This is a genomic window from Halorubellus litoreus (assembly GCF_055378595.1).
Genome location: NZ_AP043836.1, coordinates 3,416,846 through 3,434,631 on the forward strand (window position 1 = coordinate 3,416,846; position 17,786 = coordinate 3,434,631).

Sequence of the window (17,786 nt, forward strand, 5' to 3'; positions counted from 1 at the left end):
GAGCTGTACGGCTGCTCACTCTCAGGAGGTGTATCGCCCCGATGACAGGTGAAGAGGAGCGTTTCGCCGAGAAGATCGACGGCGATCCCTTCGGCGAATGGTATCGAGAGCGGAAGTGGGAGAAGAATATTCGAGAGGGCCAGCCGTACTTCAACGGGCTGTCGCCGGTTCCACCAGCGGAGAAGCACTCGCCGAGCAGTCTTCTCCAGTGCCATCGGAAGGTGTTCTACCGACAGGAGAACGCGCCGGCGGAGCGTGAAAAGCCGGAGGGCATCTTCTGGGCAGGCACCCACTTCGAGGAGGATGTGATGGTGCCGTACCTCCGTGACGTGGTGTACGACACGGACGCGTACGTACGCAACTCGATGTGGGTCGACTTCGAGATACCGACCGAGGTGGACAGTGCGTTTCAAGGGCGTGACGGATCCCTGCATCGTCGACCGGGAGTCCGAGCCCATCCTTCGGACAGAGGTAAAGTCCAAGGAGGAGGTCGCCGACATCGATGACCCCAACCGCCAACACCGCACACAGGTTCACGCCTACATGCGCAGTCTCGCCGAAAAGCACGACCGTGAGATTGACGAGGCGGTCGTCATCTACGGCTCGCGGAAGACGTTGGATCTCCGCGCGTATACTTTGCCGTTCGACGACGCGTTCTGGCAGGAGGTCGTCGAGTGGGCCGCCGACCACACCGCGTACCGGGAGCAGGGCGAGTTGCCGCCGGGCAACCCGGAGTACGGCTGGGAGTGCCGCTACTGCGACTGCCGTCACCGCTGCGGCCAGAGCGACGAACCGTACTTGGACGAGGAGCCACGCGGGTTCCTGCCCGACCTCGTCGACTATCCACGCGAGCAGGTCGTTGAGTACCTGCAGGCACACGAAGACGCCGCGCTCACGCCGGCGCTAGGTCACGAGTATCCCGACCTCGCCGTTGAATATGGGGTGATGAACTGGATGTGTCCGCGGTGTGAAACCGAGTACAGATGGGATTCGAGCCAACTGAACGCAACATCGAACCCGCCCGTTTGTCCAGCGTGTGCTGACGGCGATGAGCTGACAACTCTCGACCTCCTGTGCCGCTGCGACTAATCTCGTATCAGGCTACGAATCGGCCCGATAGTACCTAGCCGAGTCATCAACGTTTTCGGTGTAGTAGATTTTCCCGCTACCGAGGTGGAGTCTGTGCCACAGGACGTGGCCACTTGTGGGAATAGGCTCCCCGCCATCAATGTCCCCCGCCTCCAGAAGGCGCGCGGTTCCATCAGGGAGCCACTCGATGGTGAACTACTACGTTCCATCTCCCCCGCGATAGTAACTCCGGGGCCCAGTCCCATCTCGGACGCTTAGAGATCGAACATCTGCTCTGCAAGCCCTCGAATCTCTTCCCCGGTCAAGTCGTTCGTTGTCCGACCGTCCAAGCAGTCGCGAATGAGCTGAAGGTCTTCATCAGTCAGGTCTGCTGGCGACAGAATTTCCCTCTCGTACATTTGGTTCATCGCCTTCAGAAGGTCGATATGCTCCCGTTCCACGATGTCGGTACGGAGGAACTGTACCGCTTCATCGGGTGGAAGCCACTCCTCGATAGAAGCATGTTCCAACCCCTCACCGGCCTTCTGTCCGGATAGGTACAGCCCCATACTCTTGACCTCCCCTTCCTCCATAGCCGAGTGGAGCTTCCAAAGTTCCTCGTACTGGTCGACGGTCAATCGACTCGTGACCTCGAAACTGTCGATTGTGACGGTCTGTTTCGCAGTCCCCATTATGCGAGATGCGCCCTCGAAATGGACTGTGAACGGCCCATACTCCTCCTCGTCGACGACGTGGAACTGCAACTCTCCGCTCTCGTACTGAATGGTCGCGGGTCTCTGGAAGATTCGTTGAATCTCCTCGGTTTCTTCGAAGTTGCCGTACAGGACGAACCCGTCCGGTTCCCCCGATCTGACCTCACGATATTCGTCGAGTATCGATTCGAGGTCATCTCGTATTAGCGTCAGTTCTCTCTTCTCGTCGTCCTGATCTTTGCTCGCAATGGCGTCAGAGAGAGAGCGAACTCGCCGCGCCACACCGAATGAGTAATTCGCCAGTAGCCGGGCGTCGACGGCAATCGGAACGGGTTCACCATCTGATTGCGGAATGAAGAGGACGTACCTCGTGTCCTCGGCCTCCAGCTCGATGGGAAATTCTGTCTCGAACTCCTCCAGTTTGAGAACTTCGTACCGCTGGGCATGTTTCTTGGCGCCGTAGATGTCGTAATAGCTCGTGTAGAAGTGGGCAATTCGGCGGAGATGGCTCTTGAACCAAGAGAAGATGTCGTGTTCCGCGACCTCTTCGGAGAGGCCAAAGGCCGACTGTAGGTTCTCGGCATAGCCCCCATCGATCTCGTCCTTCAAGTTGCAGAACGACTCCGCATTCTCCGTAGCGACGTGCTGATAGAAGGTTCTCACCTCGTCAGGCTGGTAGCTCGCTAACCGATCCGAAATCTGGTCTGCGTCCTCGAATTCGCATAGGAGCCGTATTCCGAAGGTTTCGGCGTACTCCATCGTCTCGCGAAGGAGAGTAGCGGACTGACGAGCACCTTCCTCCGAGTCGATTCCCTCCTCTCTCACCGTCTCCATCACTTGCCCGATCTCCTCAAAGGTACGTCCGGGCCGCCAGTCGCCTACAGCCCACTCGACGATGTCGGTTGTAGTTTCGGCCTCGTATCCGTCGGGTTGAGGATCGCTGTCATCTGGCTGTTCGTCTCGTTCGCGCATCTACGGTGTAGTTAGACCCCTCGTGTTTAATAGGCCGTTGGAGGGGTTGTTCCTCAATCCCTCGCCCGACCCTCTCGATCGATGCACAGATTCTGGCATTCGCAACTACAGTGAGGAGGTTGAGGTGGATGCCGCTCATGACTTGCTCACGTTCATTACTCACTGTCTCACTCTTGCTCGGGAGGGAGTCGTTTGACGATGTTCTTGACGAAGCGAGTCGTCATTGAATCCGACCCGGTCACAGAGATCGTCGGCCACGGTCATGTCGTAGGGAGTCAGGAAGATGGTCTTTTCGGGCTAGCGGAGCTCAGGGGGTGACATAGAATAGTCTGCTAACCCGTTGGTTTCAGTTCTCGTGAGGGTGAATGGTCTGTTCAGTCAAGCCTGCGTACTCATCAGTGCGCTGGTCAACACAAGGAGAAAGCAATTTTTCCCACTTCGATCTGAGACCGAATTATATGGGAGAAGCCACCGGAACCCAGTAGTGGTGTGTCACCCGGAGGCTCCTGGTCAGAATCTGCTATTCTTCTGAAATGCTGGCAATTTGATCCTGAATAGCAACGGTGGGCTCCGGCTTAAAAAAATCTCCACCCCAGAGCGTGTCCTCTCCCGAACAAATCTCATCTACCCTGTCAGGCATAAGCCGAATCTCAATAGGCCCCACCTCGATATGAAGCGTGATTATTTCGATGACGAAGTGCATTCCGTACTCGCGACTCTTTTCAGTTTCATGCGTCTTCTCGAGCCAGCTCTCGTCGACACGCGAATCCTTCTTCAGTGCATCCTCCCAGTGGTTGATAAGGCGATAGCCCAGTTCTTGCTTGGGTAGGAGGTTCGGAGGGTGGAAGGTGTGCGGAAGGTCTGCTTCTGACATCCCACCTGTTGACTGGATTTTGGCTTCAAACTCATCTCGAAGCTCAAGGAGTAAACTGATAACTCTCTCCAGCGGGTCTGCCCCCGTTTCATTTTCCGTCACGAGAAACTTATCGACTTCTTCGTCGTCTTCGGGTAACTCGTCGGTGTAGTTCGATAGTCTCACTTGATACGTCGCCATTATCAGTGACTTCGTGGTGACGAATATAGCCCCGTCGTCTGCGGGGGTGGCTTCGATGGCTCTCTCGACCTCCCGGGGCGACGTATTTTTGTTCTGGACTAGCTGACCGATATCTAGACTGTGAAGGATATCGCATGCCCGACCTGTAACGCCAGTAGGTACCCGACGAACTCCCCGCACGAACACACTGTAAATACTGTGACAAAGCGGCCAAGCCTTCGACGTGGATGTGCCTTTGGTGTAATACGGACGAGGAAGTGACTCAGAATCCGCACGATGATCCAGCCCGCTACTATTGCTACGAATGCAATCTGGTCTTCGACCCACGATGATCGTGGTTCAACTTGACCGATAGGGAGTACATGTCGTGGATAGACCAGACTTACTCTCACTAGAATTTACCATCAAGATGCGACCGGTGGCTGCTGACCTGTGATTGTCGATGGGGAAGCTGTATCTAACGAATTGAGAGAACGGGATGAGTGAGTGAATTGTTGTATGACACACTCGGAGATCATCGATGACCACCTTCACAGCACGGATGTTCCTGGGGTCAGTCATTCGCTGTATGCTCGCCGATCCAGTCGCGAACCGTCGATTCGAGACCGCATTCCTCTTCGACGGCCATGATGAGTGCTCGGAGGAGACGGTTGTACGCAGCTGGGCGTTCGATCATCGCGACGTGACCGGTGCGTTCCATACGGCAGAACACGCTCTCGGGGAGCCGACGTGCAGTCTGGCGGGCCACAGCGACCGGAACGATCCCATCGGCGGGGCCGTGGATGACGAGCGTGGGTACGTCGACCCGTTCGATGTCGGGGCGTCCGTCGTAGCCCCAGAACGCCTCGGTCACGGTCGTCCAGGCCGAGCGGCGGCGCGGCAAGGGGTTCGATTGCAGGAAATCCTCGATGACGGCCTCTTTCGTCCCCTCGTGAAAGCCGACGCGGTAGGCGAGCTGGCGAATTAATGCGTCGTTCGCAGGCAGCCGATACAATCGCAGCGCCAGGAACAACCGTAACAACGGTCTCTCCCACGCCGGCGTAAGGTCGTGATCACCCCCAGCGTGGAGGACGAGTCCAGCCGTCGGATGGCGTTTGGCGTATTCGAGCGCGATGGCGGTGCCGTAACTGTGGCCATGGACAATCGGTCGGTCGATATCGAGCGTGTCGAGCAGGTTTCTGAGATCGGTGATGTGCCCGGTGAGCGATTGTTCGGGACGCGTCGTGGAGTTCCCGTTTCCAGCCAGCGCATACGTCACCAACTCCTGCTCGCCCTCGAACGCGTCCAGTTGTGGATACGGGTTCCACAGCGAACCGAGCCCGCCGTGGACGAACACGACCGCCGGCTCTGATCCGGCCACGTGAATCGTCTCCAATGCGACTGACTCCGAGACCCGTACCTGGCGTGGCTCCAGCATCGAACTGCGGACATCGTCGAACCGGACGTACCCAGGAGGGAACGGTGAGTTGGACATCGGTGGTTCAGAAGGAGAACGTGTCACGCGCCGATTGGAGTGCCAGGCGCGAGAGCAGGCGGGCGGGCCCACGCTTGGGTAGCTCCCGGAGCGTCTCGACGGTTCCCGGTGGCTCTCCACCACCAACGTGTAGCTCCCAGCCCATCTCGTCGGCGAAGCGTTCGACCACCGCTTCCACGCGTTCCTGTATCGCGTCGGTATCCATAGTCATCGGTGTCCCATCCTGCATCACGAGTTCTCCGTCGACGATGACGGTCTCCACGTCGGCGGGCGCCGCGTTGTTCACGACGTGGGCAGGCACGTTCGTCAGCGGTGTGAACTTCGGCTTGTCCACGTCTAGAAGGATGATGTCCGCCCGCTTTCCGGGTTCGATACTCCCAATCTCGTCGCCGACCCCCAGCGCATGGGCCCCCTCGATTGTCAGCATCCGCACCAGTTCCATCGAGGAGTATTGGCCGGTCGTCCGCTTGACGTTGGCCGCGAGGCGAGCCTGTCGGGCCTCACCGAACAGACTGTAGGAGTCGTGCCAGTAGTGGTCGTCGATGCCCAGCCCGACGTCGACGCCCGCATCCCGCAGTTCCGGGACGGGTGTCCACTGCATGTCGGCGTCCGGGTTCCAGTAGCAGAACACCGACGGACAGTGCGCCACGGACGCGTCTGCCGCGGCAGTGCGCTCGATATCCGTCTCGTCGGCGACGCGGAAGTGAGCCGCAACCAGCCGGTCGTCGAGGAGGCCAACCTCCTCGAGAAGGCCAAGGGAATCCCTGCCCCCGTTTGCGCGCGCCATCGTGTTGCTCTCTTCGAGCTCGAGCAGGTGCGTGTGGACGAGCAGGTCGGGGTGCTCGGCAGCGAGCTCGGCGGTGCGCTCCCACAGCTCGCGCGTACACGACCAGTCGTCGTGCGGGCAGATCGTCGCACGGATGCGCCCGTCGTAGGTGTCGTGGTACTCTTCAATGAATGCCCGAGCGCGGTCGAACTGCTCGTCGACGGGAACATCCCAGAACATATCCGTGATGGTTGGGCCGAAGAATCCGCGGAGTCCCGCCTCGCCGAACGTCTCCGCCCCCGCACTCGGCCGGACGTCCATCGAGTTGGTGGTCGTGACACCCCCGAGGAGGAAGTTCAGGGCGGCAAGCTCGTACCCGGCCTCGACCAGATAGTCGAAGTCGCCCTCGCCGAGGCGGCCGTAGATGGCCGTCATACTGCCCATCATCTCCAGCAGGTCGAGGTCGCTGAACGCCCCGATCAGCGGCGTCAGCTCCAGGTGGGTGTGGGCATTGACCAGTCCCGGCATCACCAGTCTCCCGTCACCGTCGATTGTGTGCGTGGCCTCGATCTCTCCATCGCCGTCCTCGGACGGTCGAACCTCGGTGATCCGACCCTCTTCGACGAGCACCGTGCCACGCTCGTACAGGCGGTTTCGCTCGTCGACGGTGAGAACGAGCGCATCGGAGATAGCGACGTCAACGGTCATATGTCAGGCCTGAACCGGCAGTCGCGTCAAGGTTGTCGATACTAGTCCGAAGCAACAGTCTTCGGGCGATTGGACGACGCGAAGACCGAGGCTCGTGCAGCGGGGCGGTCGGTGTTAGAACCCCCATCGGAGGCCGGACATCGTTGCGACGATGGCGATCATCAGGACGAGTTCGACCAGGCTCAGCATGCCGTACTTCTTGTTCAACGTGGCGAGGCGCTCGTGGTCGGTCTCGTCGGCGGCGATCTCGTCGAACATCCCTGCCGTGAACTTGTGGAGGGGGCCGAACCCGAGAACGAGCAGCGCAATCGCGATCGCAAGCGCCGCCCACAGTGACGGCGTCGGGGATGCCCACAGTCCCAGCATGCTGGCGAGGCCAATCCCAGACCCGATCGCGCCGACCGAGACCGGTTCCATCAGCAGGTTCATCTTCGGGACGAAGCCTTCGGCGAACTCGACGTTGGCCTCCTCGGAGAGACTCCCCATGACGGGGCCGAGGACGACCGCGCCGAGCACCGCAGTTCCGAACCAGAACGCCCCGAGGAAGAGGTGGACGGTGAACATGATCCGGACATCGTTCGAGAGGTAGCCCAGGACGGGAAGCACCAGGGGAACGGCGACAGCACCGGCCGTGAACGGTCGGGATGCCGCATCGGTCATCAAGCGGTACCGCTCGCGTGTGTTCGTCGGTCTGTGTGCATCAGCCAGTGACATCCAGTCTCACCCCACTGGCGAGTACGTCAGCGGTGGCACACAAAAAAGTTGGCTGATTGGCAACAATGGAGGGGGGCAGACACGACATCCTCCTCCTCGCGTTGTTCTCGAACCGTTCCAGTGGATGCTGCTTCTGTCCCAACCCCGGGACGACCTCGATCAGCCTTCTCGGTCGTCGTCCTCGTCGATGTACCCCTCCTCTCGGAGAAACTCGAATCGGTTGGCATGGTTGCCAATAACACCGTCTCCTACCTCGCTCTCGTAGTGGTGCCGTAGCGTATCGTCATCTGTGATAACGGCACCGTGATAGTGGACGAACGGCCTCGTCACGTCCACCAATTTGTCCCCGTCAAGCATACACCATGCGTGTTCGAGACCGCCGATGTCCGTCTCCGAGACGACAGCGAAGCCCTCAGCGTATTTGAATCGACAATCGTACGCCCACATTTCGAGGGCGTTGGCAAAGCAGGCGTTTGTCCGAGGTTCGGTTGCTCGGATGGCCTCGGCGACGAGTTCCCTCTCGTCATCGGTGATGGCGTCCGAGATTGCGACGGAACGACCGGCTATTGGTTCCTGTGTTATCCCGCCGCTGTCAACGGCGTTACCGTGATCGGCGATGTACGTGTGAACTGGTGATAACTCGCGCGACGCGTGGACGTGATCAGTGACTGGATTGCCCAGCCATCCACGCGTGGACGACTCGCCGGTTTAATCACATCACCTCACGGGGTCGTTCTCTCGACGACCCACTACCCCTTGGTTCCGCGGAGTAGAGACTATCCCCAGTGCAGAGCCTTGGCCAGTGGCGCCGAACAATGTCATTCCGATGCCATTATACAGGAGTCTGCAGGTGTTGTGACCATGCCGCAGGTGGCGACCAACGGAGTGGAGACGTATTACGAACGAACAGGGGACGGCCCCCCGGTCGTGTTCATCCACGGCCTGGGCTGGGATCACCGCTCGTGGCGCCCACAGATGGCCGCGCTCGAGGACGAGTACGAGCTGATCGCCTACGACTATCGCGGCCATGGAGAGACCGAAGCCTCATCTCTGCGAGATTATTCGATTGAACTCCTCGTGGAAGACCTCCACGTACTACTTGACGAACTGGACGTGGAGCGTCCCATCCTCTGCGGACACTCGTACGGCGGACTGATCGCTGCAGAGTACGCGATTCAGCACCCGGACGACGTTGCTGCCCTCGCCTTCGCCGACGCACGCACGGACATCGGCGAGAACGTGTTCGAGCGAACGATGTTCCGGCTCCAACCGGTTCTCAACCGCATCGAGGATGTTATCGGTCGGGAGCGGTTCCAGAACGCGATGGAGTTCATTGCTGAACGGGTTAAAGACATGGAGCAGGGCCCCGAGGAGGAGGTGCCCGAACTGGGACTCACCCCCTCGGAATACGCGAACGAGGCTATGAGTGATCTATCTACCGACGAACGGTCGAAGCTCATAGCGGCCGGTCAGGACTACGTCGGGACGAGCCCGACCGACTTCCACGTTCCAGTCCTCTACGCGTACGGTGAACTGACGGGAAACGTCATCGCCGACAAGGCCGAGCAGCTAGAACGGGCTCCGACGGACGTCCGCGTCCACGAAGTCGAGGATGCAGGTCACGGCGTGATGCTGGAACAACCCGACCTGTTCACGGAGGTGCTGCGTGACTTCCTCGATGATGTGACTCCTGGGAGTCCAAACGAGAACGGTGATAGTCCCGCTTAAGTTGTGTCAAAGGCTGCCAATTCGAACCATCCAAGGGCTCTAAACGAGAAGTCCTCCTATGCCCGGTCGCTATTGAGAATGCGCGAGCTCAGGTTCTTCTCGTCCGCAGGGTCATCTCCTTGTTCAGGTATCGACGAAGGTCTCGTGACCGATGGTGACGAGATCAGCATAGCGGCCGGCCACTTCATCAAGGAATGCCTCGTCGCGCACGTCAGCTACCGAGTCCACGTCCCAATGAGCTGTGACGATCCGGTACGTGTTCCGTGACTGGTCGACGTGGAACCCCCTTTGTTCAAAACAATCCGTTGCGTCCCGAATGCGGCCCGTCAAGGCCGTCTTGTCGACTTCTTCCAGCTCCAGCCCACGTGAGGTCACGTCGATCGAAAGCCGCACATGACCCTCTTCTAACGGCTTGACGCGGAGCGCGTACCGAACGGCATCTGGGTGTTCAGGATGCTGCGAGTGCATGCGTGGCTCACGATGATCGAAGCCGCCAGGAAACAGTTCTTCGGGTGAGGTGGCGTGGGTTACATCCTTGAACGCAGGGAACGCCCGCGAGACGATTGCCTCGTTGATCTCTGGATAGGTGATGGCATCCTCTTCACGAGGCTGGACGCGTTTCTCGTCATAATCAACGACCGTCGAAGCCACCAGCACCGGTGACGAGTCAGCATCCGTGGAGAGCCGGAACCGTTGTACCTCGACACACTGCAGGTGTAGCCCCTCATCTCGGAGGTATCTGGCATTTGCAGCCGTCCGGTCGGTGATCTCCTCTGCGACGATGACCATCCGCTGGTTCTGATTGAACGTCTCTTGCGGCAGTGTCGTTCGGAAATGACTCTCGAACGCGTCGAGCAGGGAGTCACCATCGAGGCCGTCGGATCCGGGCCAGTCCTTCGCACCAACCTCGGTGGAGTACTCAGTGAAGATGTCATCCAAGTCCTCGTACGTGAGCCAGTGCAGGGCCTGTGCGTACTCCTGTGGCTGGCTCAAAATCGACCCTTCAGACGCACTTCCAGAGCCACTGTCCCCTTTCTTCAGCTCGAAAACCACGACGTTCCCGTACTTATCAATGCCAAGCAAATCAAGCGTGCCGGTATCCACCCCGACCTGCCGTCCAATAATCAGAACGTCCTCTTCCAGTAATAGTGAGGGGACACTGTGAAGCAACTCCTCCAATTTACCCTCCGACTGGAACGGTTCAACTTCGCGTTCTACTGGTTTCTCCCCGCGTACCAATTCAAAAGTGCGCATGGGTAGTGTCCACCATTCCCCGATGTAACTCTGCTGGCCCAGTATTGAGAAGATCTCCAAGGCGACGGGTTTGACGGATTTGTGACGCCACTGAATCCGACCTTTCGGAGGTCAGGGTCGACAGCGTACAGGACTACAACTATTCGTCCGGTCGGTTGTGCATACTAACCGAGGTTGTTGATACCGCGAGAACCCGCATCCGGGGGGTGCCCTGTCTTGGATTTGACCGTGAATATCAAACAGAGCAACGAAGCATTACGGGCTGTTCAATTACGTCTGCAGTCGAATCAAGACAGAGGATCGCTTCAACGTCCTGCCCGTACGTGTCACGCACCTCACCGGAGTTAAAAAGATTGAGCTGCTTTCGTTCGTTTCCCTCGAACTCAACGAAAGAGCGTTGCCATCCTGTCCTCGTTCGGTCGTTGTAGAGGAATAGTTCCTCCTCGGTATCGGGAAGAGAGAGCGTGAACTCGGACAATGTAGTCGGTTCCCGACCGTCATTTTCCAGCACAACTTCGAGCGAATACTTAGTGTCTCGAAGTTCAGTTTCGTCAATCTCGTTGGTCGGAACAATATCTCCGTACGCATTCTGTGCTCGTGGCTCGTATGTCGGCTCATCAATAGAGATAATGTTAAGGCTGGCTTGTTGGGCGCGGTAGTATTGGATTTGATGATAGGCAGTGTAGGCAGCCACACCGGCGGTTAAGACGGTGAGCGCGTCGTTCCAATTCCCTGCGATGAAATCAAGCAGCATGTGATGGTGTATCCTCTTGCGGTGCCTTCAATATATTTCCGGAGACCGAAACAAGCGAAGTGTGGAAGAATGAGATTGGCGAACGAAGCTTCATATTGCTATACCCTCAGAGAATGCTGCTTCAGCGTATTCTGTGTAGAGGTAGTTGATTAGCACTGGAGCAGGACGTCATTGGTTCCAACCTCTCCTTGGATACACTCCGAGCCAGTTCATCACCACACGTATTCGTCCGTGGTCGGTTTGACCCCCCATCTCCAGCGCCTTTTTGAACAGCGCCACTTCTCTCGGCTGGCTCGGCCACATTCGACTACTATGGGTTCGTCTACCTTCTGGAAACACTTCAGCAGGCGAACGACGACGTAAATCTTCTCTGGGCTCCTGTCTCGCGTTTGAGTCCCTAGTCTCATGTACTGGACGTGGACTCTCTTGAGGATTCGATTTACCACGTCTACCACTTGGCCACGTATCCCGGTATCCACGAAATCGGCCGCAGATCCCCCTCTCATGATGTGAGGTTCTATTGGCCGCGGGGTGACCCCGCCCACTTTATACTTGTGCTTTTTCTTATCGTTATATTCGCTATCTGCCCCAAAACTGCTTTCTAAGGCCCAAGGGTATATTCTAGATATGCTAGAAAAGTTATTTGTGCATGGTCGGAGTTGTGGCTAGTGAAGTGAAAGCTGGATATCTACCAAGCGACCGTGACCGAATCGGGCATCTGGAAACTGCTCACGAGAGGTGAACTATACCATGCAAAAAGAATACTCCCCGATAACCATACGGGTCGAACAGCCAAGACGAGATGATTGGGAATCAGACATGGACGATAAGGGCATCGAAAGCCTCGCAGAATATATTCGCGTTATGGTCGAGGCGGGTCGTCACCAATTTGACGATACATCGCCTTTCGAGACTGATGAGCAGCAGTCGCTCAGACAAAAAATCGAGGACGAACTCACGACGGATTCATTCAGGAGCTGGGACGATCTCATGGATCCACTCATAGACCGCCATGCGCAAGAGGTGGAGCGGGTTCTGAGAGGTATGAAAGAGGCAGGCAAAATCGAGCATTCTCCCAGCAGAGGTGGGTGGAAGCTACATGAGCAGTGAAGACGATTATCCCGAGAGTCCGCTCCAGCATTATTTACAAGAGATACTCCCCGGTCGGAATCTCACCCCTAACAGGAATTGGACATATGAAGAAATTGTCAGGAAATTCGAAGATCAAATTCTGATTCCTGAAGGTATCTCTGCTGAAGAGATAGACACCCCTGAAGCGAGGAGGTTTGCAAATAACCTTGAAGATCAACACGAGTCGAACACGGCAGGGTCGTATCTATCTACCCTAAACAAAATCTACGAGTGGATGAGAGATAAGGGGATAATTAATCGGAACCCGTTCCGGATAGTAACTAGGGATCGAGATTTTACAAAGGGCTATCGGCGACGAAGAGATATCTCTGTAAGCGAGATGGGCTCATTTCTCAAGCGGGGGTTCTCAAACCCCCTCTTGCTTGCGGTTTTCACCATGCTTGCCAAGACGGGTATGCGGGTGGGCGAGATCGTGAATCTCGACCTCCGAGACGTGTACCTTGACCACCCGAAAGTCCAGCAGTGCTATCCAGCTCGCCGTACGGAACTGGATGGTCGCCCCGATACAATCTATGTAACAAATGAGATTGACATGGGTACCGAATATCGTAATGAGATCCGCAAAGCTGGCAACAAACGCAAGCGGGTCACATTCTTCCCTATTGATCCGGAGCTCAAACAAATTCTGGTCTACTACCTGAACACGCGTCCCACGGTGGACGTCGTTGAGCGACCGTTCTTTGTAGGACAGGGTGGAATCACCAAGAGGCTCAATCAACGACTAACCCCAGCCACAGTCCAAGGCCAACTCCGAGAACGAGCAAGCGCGGAGGGCTGGAGGGATGGCAAATATAATCCACAGAACGTCACGCCACATTATTTCAGGCATTTCTTCACGACCCACGCAAAACGCAGAATGGACGAGCTGACCGTAAAGTATCTTCGAGGAGATAAGGGAGACGATGTGATGGATCGATATACCCATAATTGGGGCAACGAGGTTCGTAGAGAGTACCTCGCCAACATCTACGAATTATACTAGGTTGTTCGCTCTTTCCTAGGAGCTTGTTGGTGTCAATCCCGTAATTAAGGTCATGTCTGTAGATCAGTTCGTTCAGCCGGTCTCACTCCGGTTCTGGAAAGGTATGTGGTGGAGTACAGCTATAGCAGCTCGCCCGGCTACTCTCTACTTACGATGCTCGACCCACGGATTCGAAGGATTAGGGAATTCCAATAAGAAAGAATATATGATTAACGACAGGAAATTTTTATTAGTAGGGTATAGTATTGAGAGACACCATTTGCGTGCAGCCCAGACAAGTTTTCGTGTATCAACTGTTCGCTGCTGCTGCTATACATGTCGGTCTACATCACGTTCGAGTCTTACCAAGCCAAAGTAATCCGATATCCGGCGCTGGGAGCCGTTCGAAAACCATGATTTGGCTGTCGTCAACAATTAAGACACGCATCCTAACACATGCCCGTTCGATTGCTAGATTATAATACCTGACGGATATCCGTTTATTCTAACACCATATTTCTTATACTAGCACGGATTTGGCCGTGGTACTAGTCGAAAAAGGAGAGGTATACGTGATCGTGTGAACGATATCATATTACGGTTCGTAGGCTCTATAATTGGGGTAGTAGAACGGATTTGGACGACCCAGCCAGCCTCAGTCGTAGCATTGACCGTCAGTCCGTAGGTGTTCTGGGGGATTGTCGAATCGATCGGAGTATCGCCGTATCTTATCAGTGTCCGGATTGAAGGGGCTTGTCATGATTGCCGGGAACGACCAGCTCCGAAAAGATTTAAATGGCAAATTGCAACCGCCGATTGATGTTCTGATTGACCCATCCCTGCTCACTGCCAGCCGCTCACTCAACCGCTTGACAAAATCCACGGTCTTCGCATCGCAGACACAGGCAACCCTCGGCCGGACTCCTACAGAGCCACGTCTTGGCGACCTCCATATCCCGACAACATTCCTAGAGTTGATAGAGGCAGAAAAGCAACCTACCGTACAGAAGACCAATCTGTGGAACTTCTATCGTGGTCAGGCAGAGGCCGCATTCCGCGACGACATCGTCGACCTCATCGACCAGAACAACTTATTGGGCTGGTCTGGCGACGCAGAATTCTCAAACCTCGGTTGGTCGGCTGCTCTTGACGACCCGGCACGGCAAGACCAGTTGGTGAATGTTTTGCAGGAAGAGATATCCTTCCTTCGTTCGGGCGGAATCCTACTCTCGAGGACGCCGGCCTCATTCAACGCATTTAGAGACGCGGGAGTAACGACGATCGACGTCGGCAAAGCGGAGCTTGTGCCAGAGTTAGAGGAGGCCCTGTCCGACATCGGATACAAGGATCCCGCTACAATATGTGGCTTCGCGGTCTCGACTGCCGACTCGACCGTGGACGCGCTGTCTGGGAACGTTCTCAACGAAAGTTGCAATCTCCTGATCTACCGATTCGGGCGATAACGGCCATCACTCGCCGCAGCAATCCAACCCAATCCTACTGTTCCCGTCGAAGGTAAGCGGATTTTCAGTGGTCACTGCCGTCCCACAGTGTTCACAGGTAACCTCCTCCATCACGCCTGCCCCGATCGCGTAGGAGTAGGAGACAGTAGCAGATGCGTCATCCGTTTTCAGCGTGAGGTCGAGGTCACCGCGTTCGTAGGACACCAGGGTTGTCGTGACTGGACGGATTCTGACGGTCAGCGAGTGGCGGTCTCGGATGTCCCGGCGCTTTTCGGGGAAGTCGTTCTCCAACTTCGTGGTTAGTTCCTCGAGCTCAGAGCGTAGGTCATCGAGTTCTGCCTGGAGCTCCTTCCGTTTGCGGAGTGCTTCGACTCGGTCTTTCTGCTCGGACGCGTTATCGATGGTGCTGGTCGCATCCTCGATCCGATGACTCATGTTGTCGATCTCGCCCTCCAATTCGTCGCGTCGTTGCTGGACGAACTTTCGATACTCCTCCAGTTCGACCTTCGCGGCACGCGTTGCCCGTTCCCGTGTTTCGTGAACCACCGGTGCAACCTCGTTCTCGATATTACTCCGAACTGTCCCGAGGGCATTCTTCAGTGCTGTGTCGTCGACGGGACGCCCAGGTGCCAGTTCCCGCTGCTCACCATCCGTTAACTCCAGATAGGTCTCAGCAAGTCCTGGCCGCTCTTCTTCATCGTTGAGGTCAACAGCGAGGGAACGGAGTTCCTCCGTCTGATATTCGCTGACCGTCTCGATTCCGACGTGGAATAACGCACAGAGGGCTTGACGGTCGTAGTAGGGCGTGAACGTTCGATCGACCACGTCAACTGGGCCGGCAGTAATCCAAGCGGGTAGTTCAATTCGCCACTGTTCCTCCGTGAGTTCGAGTGACCCGACCGGTACCCTGTCTGCGGCTTCGTCGAGTAGCCGCTCGACGAACGCACTCTCCGGCGCGATGGCAAGTGCATCGTCGCCGACCTCCTTCGCATCGCTGGCAATCTCCAGTACGGTGTCCTCAAGTTCGAGTTCGGAGTCAACATCGTCAGGCAGCGAAACCGTCCAGCGACGGCCGTCTTTTCGAATCTCGGCGTCGAGAGAGACGAGGTACGCCTCCACGAACCGTTCGACTGCGCGCTCGGTGACGGCCATCGCGGCGTCAGTCATCGCTCGCCCCCAGGTCGAACCCCTCGAAGACGCCACCGTTGAAGTCCTCGATCTTTTCGGCGAGGTCACGCTGCTCTTGCAGGTCGACGGCCATGGCATCGAAGTCGTTCTCGAGTTCGACCTCTGAACCCGCTCCGACCAGCCGCTCGAACACTTCGTCCTCGAAGTTGCGACCCGTCTCCTCCATGCGCGTCAGAATCTCGCTCAGCTCGCCGACGGACTGCTGGAACAAATCGATCTTGTGGTAGAGTCGCTCCAGAACGTACTCTTCGATGGTGTCCTCAAGAGCGATGTTGAACACGTAGACCTCTCGTTCCTGTCCGATGCGATGGATACGGCCGATGCGCTGTTCGACCTTCATCGGGTTCCACGGGAGGTCGAAGTTCACCATCACGTTACAGAACTGGAGGTTGCGTCCCTCGTTCATCGCGTCGGTCGAGACGAGCACACCGCCTTCCTCCTCGAACCGTTCGACGATTTCTTCCTTCTCGTCGCTGGAGTGGCCGCCGTGGAACGCGTGCGTGGTGTAGCCCTCGTCGGAGAGGGTGTCCAAGAGGGACTGCTGGGTGGCCCGGAACTGCGTGAATACGATCACGCGTCCCATGTCCACGCGTTCTCGTGCTTCCTTCGTGATCCGTTGCACCTGTTCCAGCTTGGTCGGCTTCTCGACGGCGTCGACCCACTCTAGGATTTGTTCGAGCTGGTCGGCGTGTGCGGGTCGTCCGTCTTCGACGTCGAGTTGGCGCTCGATGGTCTGTTTCAGCGCAGCAGGACTGCTGACCACCTCCTTCTGGAGCATCATCAGGACGAGCTTCTGCCCTTGGTCTTCGCTGTACGCTGTGCGCACGTAGTCCGTGACGGCCTCGTAGAGGTCTTGCTCTGCTGGCGAGGGTGTGAATGTACGCGTCGTGACGTTACGTGGCGTGAAGTCGATGTCAGTCTCCTCGCGCCGGTTGCGGATCATCACTTCCCGTAGCCGCGTCTGGAGTTCGTTCCGATTGACCAGCGTCTCCTGTGAGGTGTTGACGAAGTAGTTGTGGAAGGCCTCGCGAGTACCGAACAATCCCGGACGGAGTAGTGAGATGATGTTGTAGAGATCCGTGACGTCGTTCTGGATAGGGGTGGCAGTGAGGAAGAACGCGTAGTCGTAGGAGAGTTGCTCGAGAAGCCCGTAGCGGTCGGTGTCCTCGTTCTTCACGTAGTGCGCCTCGTCGAGCACGAGGACGTCCCAGTCGCGAGCGAGGACGGTCGAGCGATGTCGTTCGCTCTTTGCCGTGTCGATGCTCGCGATGATGTGGTCGTGACCGTCGAAGCCGGCGAAGTCGTCGTCGTAGTTGCAGGTGAAGTCGAGACCGAACTTCTCCAGCATTTCGGCCTGCCACTGCTGGGCGAGCTGCGCGGGGGTGAGGATGAGTACAGCGTCGTCGGTGCCACGGTAGTGCATCTCCTTGAGGATCATCCCGACCTCGATGGTCTTGCCCAGGCCGACTTCGTCGGCGAGGAGGGCCTTTCCACCCATCTCGAAGAGGGCGCGATGGGCGGCGTCTACCTGATGTTCGAGGAGCTTGACGTTCTCCTCGTCGAGGTGTGAGAGCGAACGGAGTTCGGAGTCGGGCTGGCCAGCCTGGAGTCGGTTCGCCTGAACGGAAAGGAGATGTTCCACAATGGAAGACGACTCCCCAGCGTCAGCCAGTAACGTATCCTCGTCCTCGTGGCGGAACTCCACCTCCACGAGATTCTCTCTCGACATCTGCTTCCATCATTTCATCGGAGGTGTTTCTGTGTTTCCCCTGGCCGAAGCCCGCCGATTGCGTCGAGTCGAACGGGTTGAGCTGCAC

The 17,786-nt window shown here is 57.1% G+C and carries 16 protein-coding genes; 6 read left to right on the plus strand and 10 right to left on the minus strand.

Features of this window, described 5'->3' with window-relative positions; genetic code table 11:
* The first annotated feature begins 41 nt into the window (after positions 1-41).
* Together ACZ48X_RS21445 and ACZ48X_RS21450 are read left to right on the plus strand one after the other, a co-directional pair.
* On the plus strand, positions 42-506 hold the full coding sequence (locus ACZ48X_RS21445) for a hypothetical protein (protein WP_336350459.1): 465 nt from the start codon (positions 42-44) through the stop codon (positions 504-506).
* Positions 403-1,089 carry a CRISPR-associated protein Cas4 gene (locus tag ACZ48X_RS21450; protein ID WP_336350458.1) on the plus strand — a complete coding sequence of 229 codons (687 nt, stop codon included), beginning with the start codon at positions 403-405 and terminating at the stop codon, positions 1,087-1,089. The genes ACZ48X_RS21445 and ACZ48X_RS21450 overlap by 104 nt, the downstream gene beginning before the upstream one ends.
* 254 nt (positions 1,090-1,343) lie before the next feature.
* Here ACZ48X_RS21450 and ACZ48X_RS21455 read toward each other — a convergent pair whose 3' ends face one another.
* From ACZ48X_RS21455 to ACZ48X_RS21480, 6 genes are all read right to left on the minus strand, one after another.
* Complete coding sequence (locus ACZ48X_RS21455) at positions 1,344-2,753, minus strand: hypothetical protein (protein ID WP_336350457.1); 1,410 nt, start codon at positions 2,751-2,753, stop codon at positions 1,344-1,346.
* Between the two features lie 520 nt (positions 2,754-3,273).
* Entirely contained in the window at positions 3,274-3,807 is a 534-nt protein-coding gene (locus ACZ48X_RS21460) for a hypothetical protein (RefSeq protein WP_336350456.1), read from the minus strand.
* A gap of 553 nt (positions 3,808-4,360) precedes the next feature.
* Positions 4,361-5,224, minus strand: coding sequence for an alpha/beta fold hydrolase (locus tag ACZ48X_RS21465; RefSeq protein WP_336350455.1), 864 nt, complete (start codon positions 5,222-5,224; stop codon positions 4,361-4,363).
* A gap of 64 nt (positions 5,225-5,288) precedes the next feature.
* Positions 5,289-6,755, minus strand: coding sequence for an amidohydrolase family protein (locus ACZ48X_RS21470; protein WP_336350454.1), 1,467 nt, complete (start codon positions 6,753-6,755; stop codon positions 5,289-5,291).
* Positions 6,756-6,869: 114 nt separating this feature from the next.
* A complete protein-coding gene (locus ACZ48X_RS21475) occupies positions 6,870-7,415 on the minus strand; it encodes a hypothetical protein (protein WP_336350453.1) in 546 nt (181 codons plus the stop codon).
* 213 nt (positions 7,416-7,628) lie between these two features.
* Entirely contained in the window at positions 7,629-7,826 is a 198-nt protein-coding gene (locus tag ACZ48X_RS21480; RefSeq protein ID WP_336350452.1) for a hypothetical protein, read from the minus strand.
* A 504-nt stretch (positions 7,827-8,330) separates the two neighbouring features.
* Here ACZ48X_RS21480 and ACZ48X_RS21485 point away from each other — a divergent pair.
* Positions 8,331-9,197, plus strand: coding sequence for an alpha/beta fold hydrolase (locus ACZ48X_RS21485; RefSeq protein WP_336350451.1), 867 nt, complete (start codon positions 8,331-8,333; stop codon positions 9,195-9,197).
* Between the two features lie 123 nt (positions 9,198-9,320).
* Here the strand turns inward: ACZ48X_RS21485 and ACZ48X_RS21490 are convergent, their stop codons facing one another.
* Together ACZ48X_RS21490 and ACZ48X_RS21495 are read right to left on the minus strand one after the other, a co-directional pair.
* A complete protein-coding gene (locus ACZ48X_RS21490) occupies positions 9,321-10,376 on the minus strand; it encodes a PDDEXK family nuclease (protein ID WP_336350450.1) in 1,056 nt (351 codons plus the stop codon).
* 310 nt (positions 10,377-10,686) lie between these two features.
* Positions 10,687-11,205 carry a hypothetical protein gene (locus ACZ48X_RS21495; RefSeq protein ID WP_336350449.1) on the minus strand — a complete coding sequence of 173 codons (519 nt, stop codon included), beginning with the start codon at positions 11,203-11,205 and terminating at the stop codon, positions 10,687-10,689.
* Between the two features lie 750 nt (positions 11,206-11,955).
* On the opposite strand from ACZ48X_RS21495, the gene ACZ48X_RS21500 reads away from it, so the two are divergent.
* The 3 genes from ACZ48X_RS21500 to ACZ48X_RS21510 all read left to right on the plus strand — a co-directional run bounded on the left by ACZ48X_RS21500 (position 11,956) and on the right by ACZ48X_RS21510 (position 14,781).
* Positions 11,956-12,315 carry a DUF5805 domain-containing protein gene (locus ACZ48X_RS21500; RefSeq protein ID WP_336350448.1) on the plus strand — a complete coding sequence of 120 codons (360 nt, stop codon included), beginning with the start codon at positions 11,956-11,958 and terminating at the stop codon, positions 12,313-12,315.
* On the plus strand, positions 12,305-13,339 hold the full coding sequence (locus ACZ48X_RS21505) for a tyrosine-type recombinase/integrase (RefSeq protein ID WP_336350447.1): 1,035 nt from the start codon (positions 12,305-12,307) through the stop codon (positions 13,337-13,339). Before ACZ48X_RS21500 ends, ACZ48X_RS21505 begins: the two co-directional genes overlap by 11 nt.
* A 737-nt stretch (positions 13,340-14,076) precedes the next feature.
* Positions 14,077-14,781 carry a hypothetical protein gene (locus ACZ48X_RS21510; RefSeq protein WP_336350446.1) on the plus strand — a complete coding sequence of 235 codons (705 nt, stop codon included), beginning with the start codon at positions 14,077-14,079 and terminating at the stop codon, positions 14,779-14,781.
* 6 nt (positions 14,782-14,787) lie between these two features.
* On the opposite strand, the gene ACZ48X_RS21515 is transcribed toward ACZ48X_RS21510, so the two are convergent.
* Both ACZ48X_RS21515 and ACZ48X_RS21520 read right to left on the minus strand, forming a co-directional pair.
* A complete protein-coding gene (locus ACZ48X_RS21515; RefSeq protein ID WP_336350445.1) occupies positions 14,788-15,948 on the minus strand; it encodes a hypothetical protein in 1,161 nt (386 codons plus the stop codon).
* The gene (locus ACZ48X_RS21520) at positions 15,941-17,698 is read right to left on the minus strand and encodes a DEAD/DEAH box helicase (RefSeq protein WP_336350444.1); all 1,758 of its coding nucleotides are present in this window, start codon (positions 17,696-17,698) and stop codon (positions 15,941-15,943) included. Before ACZ48X_RS21520 ends, ACZ48X_RS21515 begins: the two co-directional genes overlap by 8 nt.
* Positions 17,699-17,786 lie beyond the last annotated feature (88 nt).

Excerpts from the sequence above, each read along its gene's own strand:
- ACZ48X_RS21445 (WP_336350459.1), top strand. The coding sequence starts at position 42 with ATGACAGGTGAAGAGGAGCGTTTCGCCGAGAAGATCGACGGCGATCCC.
- ACZ48X_RS21455 (WP_336350457.1), bottom strand. The coding sequence starts at position 2,753 with ATGCGCGAACGAGACGAACAGCCAGATGACAGCGATCCTCAACCCGAC.
- ACZ48X_RS21460 (WP_336350456.1), bottom strand. The coding sequence starts at position 3,807 with ATGGCGACGTATCAAGTGAGACTATCGAACTACACCGACGAGTTACCC.
- ACZ48X_RS21465 (WP_336350455.1), bottom strand. The coding sequence starts at position 5,224 with ATGCTGGAGCCACGCCAGGTACGGGTCTCGGAGTCAGTCGCATTGGAG.
- ACZ48X_RS21470 (WP_336350454.1), bottom strand. The coding sequence starts at position 6,755 with ATGACCGTTGACGTCGCTATCTCCGATGCGCTCGTTCTCACCGTCGAC.
- ACZ48X_RS21475 (WP_336350453.1), bottom strand. The coding sequence starts at position 7,415 with ATGACCGATGCGGCATCCCGACCGTTCACGGCCGGTGCTGTCGCCGTT.
- ACZ48X_RS21480 (WP_336350452.1), bottom strand. The coding sequence starts at position 7,826 with ATGCTTGACGGGGACAAATTGGTGGACGTGACGAGGCCGTTCGTCCAC.
- ACZ48X_RS21485 (WP_336350451.1), top strand. The coding sequence starts at position 8,331 with ATGCCGCAGGTGGCGACCAACGGAGTGGAGACGTATTACGAACGAACA.
- ACZ48X_RS21495 (WP_336350449.1), bottom strand. The coding sequence starts at position 11,205 with ATGCTGCTTGATTTCATCGCAGGGAATTGGAACGACGCGCTCACCGTC.
- ACZ48X_RS21500 (WP_336350448.1), top strand. The coding sequence starts at position 11,956 with ATGCAAAAAGAATACTCCCCGATAACCATACGGGTCGAACAGCCAAGA.
- ACZ48X_RS21505 (WP_336350447.1), top strand. The coding sequence starts at position 12,305 with ATGAGCAGTGAAGACGATTATCCCGAGAGTCCGCTCCAGCATTATTTA.
- ACZ48X_RS21510 (WP_336350446.1), top strand. The coding sequence starts at position 14,077 with ATGATTGCCGGGAACGACCAGCTCCGAAAAGATTTAAATGGCAAATTG.
- ACZ48X_RS21515 (WP_336350445.1), bottom strand. The coding sequence starts at position 15,948 with ATGACTGACGCCGCGATGGCCGTCACCGAGCGCGCAGTCGAACGGTTC.
- ACZ48X_RS21520 (WP_336350444.1), bottom strand. The coding sequence starts at position 17,698 with ATGTCGAGAGAGAATCTCGTGGAGGTGGAGTTCCGCCACGAGGACGAG.